The organism is Neobacillus sp. FW104-15D2 (assembly GCF_058790155.1).
Map to the genome: position 1 here is coordinate 236,790 of NZ_JBYTCJ010000002.1, position 15,203 is coordinate 251,992.

At 39.1% G+C, this 15,203-nt stretch carries 13 protein-coding genes; 3 read left to right on the forward strand and 10 right to left on the reverse strand.

Translation table 11 applies throughout. The features are described 5' to 3' along the window. Nucleotides 1-9 precede the first annotated feature (9 nt). Nucleotides 10-1,020: a signal peptide peptidase SppA gene (gene sppA, locus AC3WR0_RS02895; protein WP_492550890.1), complete on the reverse strand. Its 1,011-nt coding sequence runs from the start codon at nt 1,018-1,020 to the stop codon at nt 10-12. A 350-nt stretch (nt 1,021-1,370) separates the two neighbouring features. Here sppA and AC3WR0_RS02900 point away from each other — a divergent pair, with 350 nt between their 5' ends. After that, nucleotides 1,371-2,183, forward strand: coding sequence for an NAD kinase (locus tag AC3WR0_RS02900; RefSeq protein ID WP_492550891.1), 813 nt, complete (start codon nt 1,371-1,373; stop codon nt 2,181-2,183). A gap of 55 nt (nt 2,184-2,238) precedes the next feature. Here AC3WR0_RS02900 and rarD read toward each other — a convergent pair whose 3' ends face one another. The 7 genes from rarD to ezrA all read right to left on the reverse strand — a co-directional run bounded on the left by rarD (nt 2,239) and on the right by ezrA (nt 11,247). After that, complete coding sequence (gene rarD, locus AC3WR0_RS02905) at nt 2,239-3,159, reverse strand: EamA family transporter RarD (protein WP_492550892.1); 921 nt, start codon at nt 3,157-3,159, stop codon at nt 2,239-2,241. Between the two features lie 59 nt (nt 3,160-3,218). Continuing rightward, nucleotides 3,219-4,832, reverse strand: coding sequence for an amidohydrolase (locus tag AC3WR0_RS02910; protein WP_492550893.1), 1,614 nt, complete (start codon nt 4,830-4,832; stop codon nt 3,219-3,221). 74 nt (nt 4,833-4,906) lie between these two features. After that, nucleotides 4,907-6,490: an acyl-CoA synthetase MbcS gene (gene mbcS, locus AC3WR0_RS02915; RefSeq protein ID WP_492550894.1), complete on the reverse strand. Its 1,584-nt coding sequence runs from the start codon at nt 6,488-6,490 to the stop codon at nt 4,907-4,909. 134 nt (nt 6,491-6,624) lie between these two features. Beyond that, complete coding sequence (locus AC3WR0_RS02920) at nt 6,625-6,825, reverse strand: alpha/beta-type small acid-soluble spore protein (protein WP_027320277.1); 201 nt, start codon at nt 6,823-6,825, stop codon at nt 6,625-6,627. Nucleotides 6,826-6,939: 114 nt separating this feature from the next. Next, nucleotides 6,940-8,148, reverse strand: a complete 1,209-nt coding sequence (gene thiI, locus AC3WR0_RS02925) for a tRNA uracil 4-sulfurtransferase ThiI (protein WP_492550895.1) — start codon at nt 8,146-8,148, stop codon at nt 6,940-6,942. Continuing rightward, entirely contained in the window at nt 8,145-9,290 is a 1,146-nt protein-coding gene (locus AC3WR0_RS02930) for a cysteine desulfurase family protein (protein ID WP_492550896.1), read from the reverse strand. The genes thiI and AC3WR0_RS02930 overlap by 4 nt, the downstream gene beginning before the upstream one ends. Before the next feature lie 268 nt (nt 9,291-9,558). After that, the gene (gene ezrA / locus AC3WR0_RS02935) at nt 9,559-11,247 is read right to left on the reverse strand and encodes a septation ring formation regulator EzrA (protein ID WP_492550897.1); all 1,689 of its coding nucleotides are present in this window, start codon (nt 11,245-11,247) and stop codon (nt 9,559-9,561) included. 577 nt (nt 11,248-11,824) lie between these two features. Between ezrA and hisJ the strand changes: the two genes are divergently transcribed. Further along, on the forward strand, nt 11,825-12,628 hold the full coding sequence (gene hisJ / locus AC3WR0_RS02940; RefSeq protein ID WP_492550898.1) for a histidinol-phosphatase HisJ: 804 nt from the start codon (nt 11,825-11,827) through the stop codon (nt 12,626-12,628). On the opposite strand, the gene refZ is transcribed toward hisJ, so the two are convergent. Next, nucleotides 12,623-13,255, reverse strand: coding sequence for a forespore capture DNA-binding protein RefZ (refZ, locus tag AC3WR0_RS02945; RefSeq protein ID WP_492550899.1), 633 nt, complete (start codon nt 13,253-13,255; stop codon nt 12,623-12,625). The genes hisJ and refZ overlap by 6 nt on opposite strands. Nucleotides 13,256-13,424: 169 nt before the next feature. Here refZ and AC3WR0_RS02950 point away from each other — a divergent pair, with 169 nt between their 5' ends. Further along, on the forward strand, nt 13,425-13,907 hold the full coding sequence (locus tag AC3WR0_RS02950) for a GAF domain-containing protein (RefSeq protein ID WP_492550900.1): 483 nt from the start codon (nt 13,425-13,427) through the stop codon (nt 13,905-13,907). 52 nt (nt 13,908-13,959) lie between these two features. Here AC3WR0_RS02950 and megL read toward each other — a convergent pair whose 3' ends face one another. Beyond that, on the reverse strand, nt 13,960-15,144 hold the full coding sequence (gene megL / locus AC3WR0_RS02955; RefSeq protein ID WP_492550901.1) for a methionine gamma-lyase: 1,185 nt from the start codon (nt 15,142-15,144) through the stop codon (nt 13,960-13,962). Nucleotides 15,145-15,203: the final 59 nt, after the last annotated feature.

Genomic DNA, 15,203 nt, shown 5'->3' on the forward strand with positions numbered 1-15,203 from the left:
GCTTCCCTCCTATTGAGCATATAAGTACATAAGGCGCGGAGAGTCTGGCTTTGACAGCACTTTGATGAGTCCGGACATCTCCAGGTTCTCTCCCATCATTTTTTGTGCACCCATATTAAACAGAGATCCAAAGCCCAGATTATCTGTATAGCGAATAACTTTGGCACCCTGAAGACTTTCGTTCTTTTTCATCTTTTTAATCACATCATCCAGGTAGCCAAAGTCATCTATTAATTTTAAGTCTTTTGCCTGTCGGCCGTCATAGACACGCCCATCTGCAATCTTTTTGACCTGATCAGCAGGGATATGCCGCCCGTCTGAAATGACTTTTACAAATCCTTCGTACGAATTGTTAATCATCTTTTGTAATATTTGACGTTCATCCTCAGTCATTTTCCTTGTTGGACTCATTATATCTTTATATTGCCCGCTTTTAATCGTTACAAAATCTACCCCATACTTCTTAGCAAGCTCTCCATAATTTACGCCCTCCATAATAACTCCTAGTGAACCTGTCAGTGTTTCAGGACTGGCATAAATTTTATTTGCAGCCGTTGAAATATAGTAGCCGCCAGACGCTGCCATTGAACCCATGGATACATACACAGGCTTCTTGGTGCTCTTTTCAATATCCTTTATCTTTTTATGAATCTCTGCACTTTCGACGACACCGCCACCAGGTGAGTTTACTCGTATAATAATTCCTTTTACTGAATGATCTTCCTTTAAATAATCGAGCCTTTTTAAGAAAGATTGATGATTATAACCAGAGTTTTGAAAGAAGGACTCTGCCTCTCCGGAATCCTGGATAACTCCATTCACATCGAGAATAGCAATTTTTTTCGTTTCACTTCCATCTTTAACCACCTCTTCTGAAAATGGCTCTTCTTCCGCAGTAAAAATACTGCCAAAATCCTCTTTAACTCCCTTAAAAGCAAAGATCGATAAAACATTAATTAAAATAGAAACCAGGAACAGGCCTGCTGCAATTCCAAGTGCAGCCCAGCGTTTTCCACTCACACAAACTCCCCCTTAATTAATTTGGCTGTATTCTTAATTTCAAAATATTTTTAAAAAATGATAAACTTATAATAGATATTCAATATTTTAACAAAATTTACTGTATACTTGTTAATTTTAGTAGAAAAACTTGGAAATATTGTAAAAAAGGGAACTTCACCAAAAAATGTGGTTTATCGTTTTACTAGCCTTCGTTCATGGACTCGCTTTCGGCCTCAACAATAAGCTGTACAAAACTAAGAATGAAAACTTTAAATCACCAGATCTATGGTGAAGAGCCGAAAAATGAGCCTGAAAATAAGTTAAGTTCAATTCCACTTTAATGGAAAATTTGATTGGAGGAAATCAGAATGTCAAATCGCCGTAACTTGTATTTATATCATAAAAAAGATCCGGAAATGCTTAGTAAGGCAAAAGATTTATATGATCTGGCTCAAAGGTATGGGTTTACGATTGTTAAGGACCCGCGTGAGGCAAACATAATTACAAGTATTGGCGGAGACGGAACCTTCCTTCAGGCAGTAAGAAAAACCGGTTTTCGGGATGACTGCCTCTATGCGGGAATATCAACCGGCAACAGCCTAAGCATGTATTGTGATTTCCAAATTGATGATACTTCTAAAATGATTGAGGCCGCTTCCAGTACTTCTGATCAGCAGCAAATCGAAGTGCGCCGTTACCCGGTTATTGAGGTAACAGTGGATGGACAAACTACCTTTGAATGTTTAAATGAATTCAGTCTCCGTTCGGCTATCATTAAAACACTAGTTGTTGATGTTTTCATTGATGAACTTCACTTCGAAACCTTTAGGGGCGATGGCTTGATTGTGGCTACACCTACTGGAAGTACCGCATACAATAAGTCGGTGAGCGGTTCAATTGTAGACCCTTTGCTGCCTTGCATGCAGGTGAGTGAAATTGCGTCTGTCAATAATAACCGTTACCGAACATTGGGTGCGTCCTTTATTTTAAGCAATGATCGAAATCTTACTTTAAAGGTTGCTGCTGAAGGCAATGACCATCCAACAATGGGAATGGATAACGAAGCACTCAGCATTCGCCATGTAGAAAAAGTAGACATTAAACTCAGTGAAAAACGAATTAAAACCATAAAATTGAAGGACAACTCCTTCTGGGAAAAAGTCAAAAGAACATTTCTATAATATCTTTCTCCTCAAAAAAATCCTTATCCGGTTTTTACGGATAAGGATTTTTTGGTTAGGAATTTGTTCGGGCTTTTTTCCCTCTTGCAGTAAAAAGCTTTGTTTTTGAAAGAGAGTATACCGTCAAAGCAGACCATATAAATATAAATGCCAGCAGTTCAAGACCTGAGAAGTGTTCTTCATAAACAAACACACCTAGGATTAAAGTTAATGTTGGTGCAATATACTGCAGAAATCCCAGCATAGATAAAGGAATTTTCTGTGCCCCTTTAGCAAAATAAAGAAGTGGTACTGCTGTAACAGCGCCGGCTCCAATAAGGAATAAGTTCGTTTTTGTATCTGATGAAAACAAAGAGTTCTCTCCATGATAAAACAGATAACCCATGTAGATTGCTGCCAGTGGTGTAATAACTAGTGTTTCCAGCGTTAGACCAATAGAGGATTCTACTGTAATTAGCTTTTTCGCAAGACCATATAAACCGAAGGAAATAGCCAGGGCTAAGGAAATCCATGGAATATGACCATAAGAAAGGGATATGATCAATACCCCGATTAAGGCAAGCAAAAAGGAAAAGTACTGGATGAAAGATAGTTTTTCCTTTAGAACAAACATTCCAAGCAGAACACTGACAAGCGGGTTTATATAATATCCAAGACTCGCCTGTATCATTTGGCCGCTATTTACTGCCCAAATATAAATAAACCAGTTGATGCTAATTAGAATGGAAGCAATTACTAAGGCGTAAAGTTGCCTTTTCCTTTGGCCCAGCCCTATTAAGGTTTGGGTAAATGCTCTCCACTTGTTGGTGAAAAGCAGTACTAACACCATAAAGATAAATGACCAAAGAATCCGGTTGGCAAGGATTTCATCCGCACGAACATTATCAATAAACTTCCAATATATCGGCAAAAGTCCCCATAAAAAATAGGAGAAACCGGCGTAAGTGGCTCCAAGCTGTATATCATTCTTTTTCATTTTTCGAGCCCCTATTCTTTCTAATTTCGAAATAATAATAGATATTATTATAATTCGGATTAGATTCCTCCGCCAGTCTTTTTTCTATTGAAAACAATTTCCCCGCCAATAATGGTCATTTGGACAGATGCATTAGTTATTTCAGAAACCTTAATTTTAAACAAGTCCGAATCAAAAATCGTAAAGTCAGCTAAATAACCTTCCTTAATAATCCCCCTGTCGTTCTCATGGCATGCTGCATAGGCACTTCCCGAAGTATAAAGGCTAACAGCTTCAAAGACAGACAGGCATTGCTCCGGCTGATAGACCCTGCCTGCCGGATCTTCTTTAGCAGTTCTCGTAACAGCTGCATGTATACCAAACAGCGGATCAGGAACCTCAATAGGAGCATCCGAACCTCCCGCACATGGTAATCCTTCCTCCAGCAGGGTTCTCCATGCATAACAATATTCCATATTTTCTTTGCCTATTCTGTCCAAAACCCAAGGATAATCGGATGCCAAGAATACTGGTTGTATATCCAATACAACAGGCAGCCTTTTTACTCGCTCTATTAGATCCTTTCTGAGTATCTGAGCATGAATCAGTCGATCTCTCCCATTTCCTTTCAAAGGATGATTTTCTATGGCAGTTAAGATCATGTCAAATGCCTGATCCCCTATTGCATGAACGGCAACAGGCATGCTAATATCTCGGGCTTGTTTAACGAGTCCATTTAGTTCCTCCTGTGTATAAATAGCAATTCCGCTGGTTTCCGGACAATCATTATAAGGGTGGCTTAAAAGTGCTGTTCTTCCTCCAAGAGAACCATCCGCAAATATTTTCATGGCTCCTAACTCTATCCATTCATTACCACCAAGGTATTTTCCCCCGTCCTGAACCATTTCATCGACTGCTTCATAATGGACAAGCAAATGCGCTCTGAATCTAACACCTTCCTGTTCAATTACATTTTTAAAAGCATTTATGGTTCTTCTATAGCCACCATAATAATTTAAATCCTCTGTGTGACCACCTGTCAGGCCAAGCCGCTGAAGATCCTGAATAGAGGATGATACTGCTCTTTCCAGATAGGCGTCTGTTACCTGAGGAACTGCCGACAGAACCAAATCCATCGCTTTATCTTTTAACAGTCCATTGAGAGCACCGTTATTATCACAAGCAATAACTCCACCTGGAGGACATTCCGTATTTTCGTTAACTCCTGCCCTTTTTAACGCGGCAGAGTTGGCAATTAGAGCATGTCGGCATACCCTTTTCAAAATGACCGGGTTATCGGGTGAAACAAAATCAATTTCTGAACGATGAATAACTGCATCAGTTTCCCAGACGGTCTCATTCCAGCCTTCACCTATCAGCCACTCGCCTCTCTGAACACTTTCCAAGTGGCTTTTTACCTTATCTAAAACCGCCTCTTTTGACCTTAAGCCCGAAAGATCAAGCCGATTAAGTTTTTCTCCATGGCCTATTAAATGCAGATGACTGTCTATAAACCCTGGAAACAAAACATTGTCCTCTAAGTCAATCTTCTCATCAATTAAGTGTGCAAATTCTTCCTCAAGGGCTGCCTTGTCTCCAACTCTGATAATTCGGTCTCCTTCAGAATAAATGGCTTCAGCCTTTTGTCCTTCCCTCTCCATTGTATATATCGTCCCAAACCATAATTTCCCCATTAATCACATTCTCCTTGAGAAATATTCCTTTTCATGTAAAATGCAGGCGGAGAACCGCCTGCACTAACAAAAGTCTAATTCTTTACTGACTGATTTTCTTTTTGACGAAGTTCAATCCGGCGTATTTTTCCGGATGTTGTTTTGGGCAGTTCTTCTAAAAATTCAATATTCCTTGGATATTTATAAGGTGCGGTCAATTCTTTAACATGGTCCTGCAACCTTTTTACCAATCCGGAATCATTTGCATCTACGCCTTCCCTTAGCACGACAAAAGCTTTGACAATATGCCCTCTAATTTCATCCGGACTCGCCACTACAGCACATTCTTTTACTTGAGGGTGTTTGACAAGAGCATCTTCCACTTCAAATGGTCCAATAGTGTAACCTGAGCTGATAATAATATCATCTCCACGTCCCTCGAACCAAAAGTATCCATCTTCGTCCTTTTTTGCTTTGTCTCCTGTAACATAATATTCTCCACGGAACTGCATTGCCGTTCTCTCCGGATCCTTGTAATAATTTTTAAAGAGGGCTGGAGTTTCCACATGGACAGCAATATCCCCAACCTCGCCAGGCTTGCAGATTTCACCGTATTCATTAATAATATCTACTCTATTCCCAGGTGTTGGTTTACCCATTGAACCAGGACGCAGTTCCATTCCTTTTGTAACCCCAACGAGGAGTGTGTTTTCTGTCTGGCCATAACCATCGCGCACCTGAACATTAAAATGCCTTTTAAACGTATCAATAACTTCACGGTTTAACGGCTCACCTGCTGAGACCGCGCTGTGAAGATGATCAAGTTTATATTGGTCAAGGTTCTCAGCTTTTGCCATCATTCTATACTCTGTTGGTGTGCAGCATAGAACATTTATTTGATATTCTTCAAGAAGCTTTAAATAGGAAACAGGATCAAATTTTCCATTATAGACAAAACCGGTTGCCCCTGTTCCCATAACAGAAAGGAAAGGACTCCAAATCCATTTTTGCCACCCTGGTCCAGCGGTAGCCCAAACTGTATCTCCATCTTCAATTCCAAGCCAGGTGGAGGCAGCAGTACGCAAATGTGCATATGCCCAGCCATGTGTGTGAACTACGCCTTTGGGATTTCCCGTTGTTCCGGAGGTATAGGATAAAAATGCAATATCATCTCTGTTTGTGTCAGCGAAAGCGAATTCTTCTGATGCCTTGCTTGTTTTTTCATCGAGATCAATCCAACTTCCATGGCTGCCGCCTATGGAAAAAGCTTTTGTCGAGTTGATTTCGGGTATGTTTTCAAACTGGCTGATAAAAGGATAATAGCTGACTATACCTTTTACATCACCATGTGATAGACGATATTGGATATCCTTCTCCCTTAAAAGTTCAGAACTCGGTATAACCACAATTCCCGATTTCAAGGCCGCTAAGTATACAACATAAGCTGAAATTAACCTTGGGACCATTACAAGTACAACATCGCCTTTTTCCAGACCATTTTCTTTAAAAACATTAGCGGTTTGATTTACTTTTTTGACTAACTGTCTGTATGTAATTTCTTCCCTTTCCCCCGCTTCATTTAGCCATTTAAGCGCTATCCGTACAGGATCAGAAGAAAAATGTTCTACTTCAGAAACAAGATTATACTTTACTGGAGCTATCAAGTCTTCGCGTTTCATCCTATCCCTCCATTTACTACTAGATAATTCCATTATACGGAACTATTTTAAAATTTAAAATAATAAATAGAATTCTCTGCACAAAAATAAGAGAGCGGGTTTTCACCCGCTCTCTGTAGCCATGTTATATTTTATTATCGAGAAAATCCACCGCTTAATTGTTGTTGAGCCATAGAAACCAAGCGCTTAGTGATTTCTCCTCCTACTGAACCGTTAGCACGAGAAGTAGTTTCAGCACCAAGGTTAACGCCAAATTCTTGAGCAATTTCATATTTCATTTGGTCAAGAGCTTGTTCAACACCAGGAACAAGTAAGTTGTTTGAGTTGTTTGCCATGTGATTTCACCTCCTTGTGAGTATAGAATGTGTAATATCACATGGCATCATTCAAATAATTAACTGGAAATTGTTCACAAAAACATTGGATATTTATAGTATTAAAAAAAATTATTAAAAAAGGTCATCCATTTCAGTTTTTGTATTGTTTGCATCAAGCCCGACTTGGATGGTTTCTATGCCCTCAACCGCTTTTTGAATAAGGGGTTCAAAGTCAACAAAGCTCTCAAACCTCTCGACCTTTTCCCGACGCGGTTTTGTTTTTGGTGATGCTGGCACAAAAATGGTGCAGCAATCTTCATAAGGAAGAATAGAAATATCGTGCGTACCAATATCTTGAGATAGCTTTATAATATCCGACTTGTCCATTGCAACTAATGGCCTTAATACAGGTGTATTGGTGACTTCATTTATCGCATACATGCTCTCAAGCGTTTGGCTTGCAACCTGGCCAAGACTCTCACCAGTAATAATAGCAAGCCCTTTTCGCCGCTTCATGATTTCATCTGTAATTCGCAGCATCAGCCGTCTGGTAGTTGTCATGGAGTAATTCTCCGGTACCTGCTTCCTGATCATCTGTTGAATTTCTGTAAAGGGAACAACATGAAGCAATAACTGTCCACTAATACCTGAAAGTACCTTTGCAAGATCGATTACTTTTTGTTTTGATCTTTCACTTGTAAAAGGAGGGCTAAAGAAATGTACTGCTTCAATTTCCACCCCTCTTTTCATAGACATATAACCGGCTACAGGACTGTCAATTCCGCCTGAAAGCATTAGCATTGCTCTTCCCGCAGAGCCAACTGGCAATCCACCCGCCCCAGGAAAATTCTCGCAGGTTAAATAAACCGCTTCGCTTCTGACCTCAATCTGAAGATTAATATCAGGATTTTTCACATTTACTTTTAGGCCGTTAATATTTTTAAGTAAGTATCCGCCAAATTCATGATTAATTTCATCTGTATTAAGTTCAAAGGTTTTATCTGCCCTTTTCCCTGTAACCTTGAATGTATTTCCCTCTTTATATAACCTTTTTACGAGGCCGAGTGCAGCCTCTTTTATTTTTTCAATATCCCTGTCTACTTTAATGGCAGGGCTGAAGGATTGTATTCCAAAAATATTTTTCAAAATCGAAATAACTTCTTCTCCACTGGCACCATTTAATAGGATATACATTCTGTCCCTGTCTGCCTGAATTTTAATTTCAGGAAAAGCTCCAAGTGCTCTTGCAATACTTTTTCTCAGTCTCTCGACAAATTTACTGCGGTTTCTCCCTTTAGTGGATATTTCACCATAACGGATTAAAATACGATCATAATTCATTTTTTCATTATCCTTCCTAATTTTCTTGCTGTTTCTTCTATGGCTGCTGCTGCAATGCTTGCTTCCTCTTCTGTATTATCAAAAGAAAGACTGATGCGGATAGCGCTCTCAGCCATTGGCCGTGGCACACCCATCGCAAGCAATGTTTTGCTTGGAGTATTCTTTTTTGAAGAACATGCACTTGTTGTAGAAACAAAAATATCCTTTTCTTCAAGAGAATGGACAAACACTTCAGCTTTAATCCCTGAAATAGAAAAGTTTATAATATGGGGTGCCGAATCCGAAACCGGTGTATGAATAGCAACTCCCTCTATTTTTCCAAGAGTTTTTCTGATATAAGCATTCCATGAAAGCATTTGATCTAGATAGTGAGTTTTGTTCGAGATTTCTAAACGTAAAGCTTTAGCCATGGCAACCAATCCTGGAACATTTTCGGTACCGCTCCTCAGCCGGTTTTCCTGATTGCCACCTGAAAGTAAAGGAGATAATTTTAGGCCTTCACGAATAAATAGAGCACCCGTTCCTTTTAGTCCATGAAATTTATGACCCGAAATAGAGCATAGGTCAATACCGCATTCATGAAAATTAAGTGGTACCTTACCGACTCCCTGAACATGATCCACATGAAAAAGAATTTTTGGATATTCCTTTAGCACTTCGCCAATTTCTTTAATTGGCTGGATGGTCCCTACTTCGTTATTTACATGCATAACTGAAACAAGTATGGTATCCTCTCGAATTGCATTTTTTAATTCTTCTACTTTAACCCTGCCTGTTGAGTCTACAGGCAAATAAGAAATCTCAAACCCTAATTCCTTTAGCTGTTCCATAGCTCCAATAATCGAAGGATGTTCAATTTCCGTTGTTATTAAATGTTTTCCTCTTCCTTTATACATTAAGGCAGCACCTTTAACTGCCATATTATTGCTTTCCGTTCCTCCAGAAGTAAAAAATAACTCTCCTGGCTTTATATTCAACAAATTTGCTATTTGCATTCTTGCCTGTGACAAGAGTTTTTCCGCCTGCCCCCCCAAACCGTGGAGTGATGAAGGGTTTCCAAAAAAGTCACTTGAAACTTTTATATATGATTCCAATACTTCCTTATAAGGCTTCGTAGTAGCACTATTATCAAAATAAATCATGGTCTTCTCCTTTCATACCGAAAACCTTTTTTCCGCAATAAATGTTAACACAAACCTTTTTAATTATAAACATCCGCAGCTTAATACTCACATTGGCCTCTATCCATTATTCCATAAAAGGTTTTCTAAAGAAAACTGCGACTGCCAAGCCTTTAGGTGAGAGCAGAGCCGTAGTTGACCTTATGCGTTCAGAATTTATGGAGATAAATTCTGAGTAGCAAAAAAACAAACCGACCCGCCTGCAGGCGAACCGGTTTCGTACTTTTAACTATTCTTTTGTAAGATTAGATTCGATTTTCTTAAGCGCTCCAGGATCTATTTCTTCAATGGTTGTAGCAGCCTGCTCCAATGCCCCGCGATAATCGTACTTACGGAATGCTTCTTCGGCAATACGTAAGCCTTTGGCAATCGATGGGTATCTGCTTCGGTAGCGATTTCCATATTGAATGATTTTTTCTGCCAAGACTATATTTTCAATCATTTCGTTTGTTGTATTAATTAATTTATCTACCGTCAATGCAGCAATTTCAAGGTACTGATGGACAGAAGGAATATCAAGTGGTGTTTCTTGAAGTTTTTGCTTCACATTATTAATACTTTCGTGTCCATCTTCGAATAAATACTTATAATCTTCAGGCAAACCAGGAATATTACTTCTAGTTACCAGTCTTGCTGTTTCATTCAGACGTTTAATAAGGTCATTTACCTTTTCTCTTGCATCAATTTCATCTTTTCTTAACGCCTGAAGTTTAGAAGCAAATCCTTGCTGTTCTTCACGAACCGCATCAAGTTCATCCTTTATTTGCTTAAGCTCCTCGCTCATCGAAGATTGAGGAGTTTCATTGGATTTTATTTTTTCAGTTAGAATATGAAATCTTTTATATAGGGATCCCAACTGTTTTTCAAGCTGGCGCTGCATATCCAATTCATTCTCAGGAAGATGATAGCTCTGCTGAATATGAAGAACCTCATCCTGAAGGGCTTTACTCTCATCAAAAATGGATTCTAGCAAAGAAGCTGTTTGATTTTCATTCTGTACAATATGGTGTTTGGCATGAACTTCTTTTTCAAGCAGGTCAAAAAGTTGATCGATAGACTCTTTCAATTCCCCGATTGCTTTTTCAAGCTGATCAGTTTCAGCTTCTTCAAGCAGCACGAGCATTGAATCCATTTCTTTGTTCAGCCTATCCATTTCTGACTCAAATTGAAGATGTGACAGATAGTAACCCTGGCGGACCATTTCCCTATAACCGTCATTTAATTCATCAAGCTGCCCCGGTAAAATGGATTGACATTCAACTAAATGCTGAGGGACCAAATCCATTTTCTTTTTAATATTTTCCAGCTGATCCTTAATAGTTAAAACAACTTCTCTAGCTTCAAGGTAATTGCCATTCTCCGTTTTCTCTTCAAAATCCTGAAACCTTTCAGAAACTTCATTGAATCCCAATTCCAGAGTCTTTTCCGCTTTTCCAAAACTAAGTCTGTGAGCGAAAAGAGTTTTTTTGGATTCCCGATATAATTCCCTTAATTCTTCAATTTCAATTCTATTCTTCTCTTCGCTGCCCACTAGGCTGTTCAATTCTTCCAGAATAGCACTAATTCGTTCCTCAATTTCCTTTAATTTTTGCTCAATGGCGAATTGAACTTCCTTTGCTCTTCTGAACCGGTATTTGTCTATATACTCTTCCGCATCAAACAAGAGCTCTTCCAGGTTGGGTAGCTTAACTGTAACAATCTCATCCCATTCATTTCTCCAGCGTTCAAAAAGTTCCTCAGTCTGGCCGGTCATATTGAGCAGTTTTACCTTGGACATTTCTTCCTGGACTGGGCGGTCGTTTAGGTCTATTTTCCAGGATTCAAGCCTGTCCATTTCTTTATAGTACTTTTTCTTTATCAGATATCCAGTTAAAAACAAAGCAAATAAAAGGATAATAATCCCTATGATATATTCCATGGTAAGCCCCCTGTTTTCCGGCAACATTCTATATTTTATTATCAAGTCGTCATAATTATAGTAAATATACTGTTAGATATTAAATTCAATGCTTTTATGATAACATGTAAACGACATTTTTTGACTATTATTTTCAATTTTTTTAAGATTTTATTGAAAGTAATGAGAGTAATCATTTTTAAACAAATTTACCTGACAAACAAAGTCGTAAGAGTCTTGTCTTTCTAAGGAGTTTGAAAACTTTTTAATACATTAATTTTATTAAAGGTTAGAAGCGCGTTTCCACATGGACAGGAAAGGCTTCAGCCGCTTAAATATTGCACGAAGGAAAAGCGCAGCTTTTCGATGATGCAGGGACTTTAACCTTTCATATTGTTAGAACGGAAGCGCATTGTTCAGCCACGACAAGCGCTGGAGGACATGGCGGAAAAGTTCCGGACTGAGGTAACCTTGAGTGGCTAGCGCCGGAGTTTGAGAAGCTTCCGAATTGCCCGCGGAAAGCGAGTCCCTGAAACAGTAAGCAACAGACTAAGTACAAAGCAATTCTTTTTAATAAGCTGAAAGCGGAGGTCATTCCATGGTAAAGAAAGATGGTCATATACATACTCCTTATTGCCCGCACGGGACAAAAGATTCGTTCGAGGAATATATAGAAAAAGCTATATCTATGGGATTTGAGGAGATTTCTTTTACGGAACATGCTCCGCTTCCAAAGGGTTTCATTGATACAGTTCCGGAAAAAGACAGTGCTATGGACATAAAAGATTTAGAGGGATATTTTGAGGACATTGAGAAGCTAAAGGAACAATATTTGGGAAAAATAAAGATTAACACTGGCCTTGAAGTTGATTTCATTGAGGGTTTTGAGGAAGAAACAAAAACTTTTTTGAATTTTGCAGGAAACAGAATCGATGATGCGGTACTCTCCGTACACTTTCTTAAACACGGAAAGGATTATCAATGTGTAGATTACAGTCCTACATTGTTTGAAAGCATGATCCGTGAACATGGTTCCATTGATTTGCTTTATAAAAATTACTTTCGTACAGTATTAGCTTCTGTGATGGCTGATATAGGAGCCTTTAAACCTAAACGGATAGGCCATATAACACTTATCAGGAAGTTTCATAAGAAATTCCCCCAAAGCAAGCAATATAGAGATGAAATATTGGCTATTCTGCTGGCCATGAAGAAACGTCACTGCGAACTTGATTATAATGGAGCGGGCACCGCCAAGCCTTTATGCCGTGAACCCTATCCCCCTGAATGGATTGTGAGAGAAGCCTTGCGCTTGAATATTCCTCTCGTATACGGTTCAGATGCCCATCAAAGTAAAGATTTGGGACAGGGGCTAAAAGAGATGATTTCCCCCTTATTATAAAAGGGCCGGGATTTTATTCTTCTTCCCTATGACACAAAGGCAGCTTTCAATCCATGCATATATTTCAAGCAGATATTTATCAGCAAAATAACGTTCATGAGGAAAAACATGAAGAACTTCAGTTATATAATGGGAATTCAAAAAAGGCATTGTCAGCATTCCTTTTAGCTGTATCACCATATAATCATGCGAGTGCCTGCGGAATTCTCCCCACTCCTCGCCTTTTTCCAGAACAGTTTGGATTAGATACTTTTCTTTAAGATAATAGGTAGACATAATTTCCCTGACAACCTGGGAGTCAAGTGACATTTCTCTTAGAATTAGCCTTGTCAAATGAATATTTTTGCATTGAAAGAATAGGAGGTTGGAGGCAATCTTTTTTAAACAGGCTTCTGCCCCTTCTTCTAGAAATGAATAACCCTTTTCAATTTCAGAGATGTACTGCTCAAAGAATGATGTAAAGCAATACTCAAGCAGCCCTTGCTTATTTTGAAAGTAATACGCAATATTTGCCGAATTAACATGGGCAATACCGGCTATATCCCGAATAGAAGTACCTGAGTATCCTCTTGTATTAAAAAGTGAAATTGCAGCATTGATAATCATTTCCTTCGAATTTTTTCCCATTTTTGAATTCCCCCTGTTTGCCAATGGCTTGGGAATACATACTCTCCCATTACAATAATTCTTTGCCAGGAACGGGGGTTCCTTTATCTTTTTGTAGACATTTTCTCCTCATTTCCTCCTTTTTTTGATAAAATAAGAGTTAAAAAATCCGAGAGTCAGGTGAAAAGTAATGTTTAACGTCGAATTATATAAGGGAACCCGTGAAGAAAACTATAAATTAGCAACTTCCCAGCTAAAGGCTCTCCTCCATGATGAGAAAAACCTAATTGCAAATCTTAGCAATGCTTCTGCTCTTTTTAATCAATTCCTTGATCGTATCAATTGGGCAGGCTTTTACCTTATGGATGGTGAAAGTGAATTAGTGCTCGGTCCATTTCAGGGTCTTCCTGCCTGCGTCCGTATCCCTTTGGGAAAAGGTGTTTGCGGAAAAGCTGCACAGGAAAGGGTTACAGTTCGGGTTGAGGACGTTCATCAATTTCCTGGCCATATTGCATGTGATGCTGCTTCACAATCTGAAATTGTCATTCCGTTGATAAAAGATGGAAAACTATTAGGAGTTTTGGATATTGATTCTCCTGAGAAAAATCGTTTTGATGAAGTTGACCAGGAAAAACTAGAGGAAATGGTAAATGTTATAGTTGAAGCCCTATAAGCCAAAAAGGGAGTCCCAAGTTGGGACTCCCTTTTTTGGAGTAATTTTATAACTAAATCTCACTGAGCGCCTGCTCAAGATCGGCCTGCAAATCCTCCCAGGATTCCAAACCAACAGAAAGCCGCAGAAGTGTGTCGCTAATTCCCATTTTCACTCGTTCCTCTGCTGGAATTACAGCATGCGTCATTGTTGCAGGATGCTGAATGAGGGTTTCTGCGTCTCCTAGACTAACAGCTATCCTAATTAAATTTAACTTATCCATAAACTCCTGGGCTGTTTCCTTTGTCCCTTTTATAGAAAAAGAAATTAACCCGCCAGCCTGCTTCATTTGCTTTTTCATAATCGGAAAGTCTGGATGCCCTTCATCTCCAGGGTAATAGATTGTTTCCACTTTAGGATGGTTCTTTAAAAATCCAAACAATTTACTCGTATTTTCACAGTGGCGGTCCATCCTGACAGCCAGTGTCTTTAATCCTCTCAGAAGGAGCCAGGCATCAAAAGGAGACATAATCCCCCCAATGTCTTTTTGTGTTGTCATTGCTACTTTTTTCATAAAATCCTTTTTACCGACTGCAATGCCAGCAATAACATCTCCATGTCCGCATATATATTTGGTTGCACTGTGGATAACTACATCACAGCCCAGTAAAATTGGCTGCTGAAGATATGGGGAAGAAAAAGTATTATCCACAACTACGGGGATTCCTTTTTCACGTGCAACTTCGGAAACAAGTGCCAGGTCTACTAGTTTCATAGTAGGATTAATTGGGGTTTCAATATAAATGCATGCAGTATTTGGCAGAATGTTTTTTTCAATTTCTTCTCTTGAATCCATTAGTGAAAATTGGTGACTGATTCCATACTTTTCTTTCAATAACTCCAGAAATCCAAAGGTACAGCCGTAAACTCCCTGGGAGCATAAAATATGATCACCGGACTTGGTAAGTGCTACTAAAATAGCAGAAACTGCCGCCATTCCAGATGAGAAAGCCAGTCCTGCTTCTCCTTTTTCGAGGGCCGCCATTCGGTCTTCTAGCATTTTTACAGTCGGATTGCCGAGCCTTGAATATATAAAGCCTTCCTCTTCTCCCGCAAATCTCTTTTCTCCTTGCAGAGCATTATCAAAGGTGAAAGTGGCCGTTTGAAACAAAGGGGGTGTCAGGCTGCCCTCATATTTTTCTGGCGAATATCCTGAATGAATAACTTCGGTTTCAAAATGAAACGGTTTTTGATTCATAAACTGTCCTCCTCTTGTAAGCGTTTTCAACTCTCTATCTTTCAGAATATGATAAACCT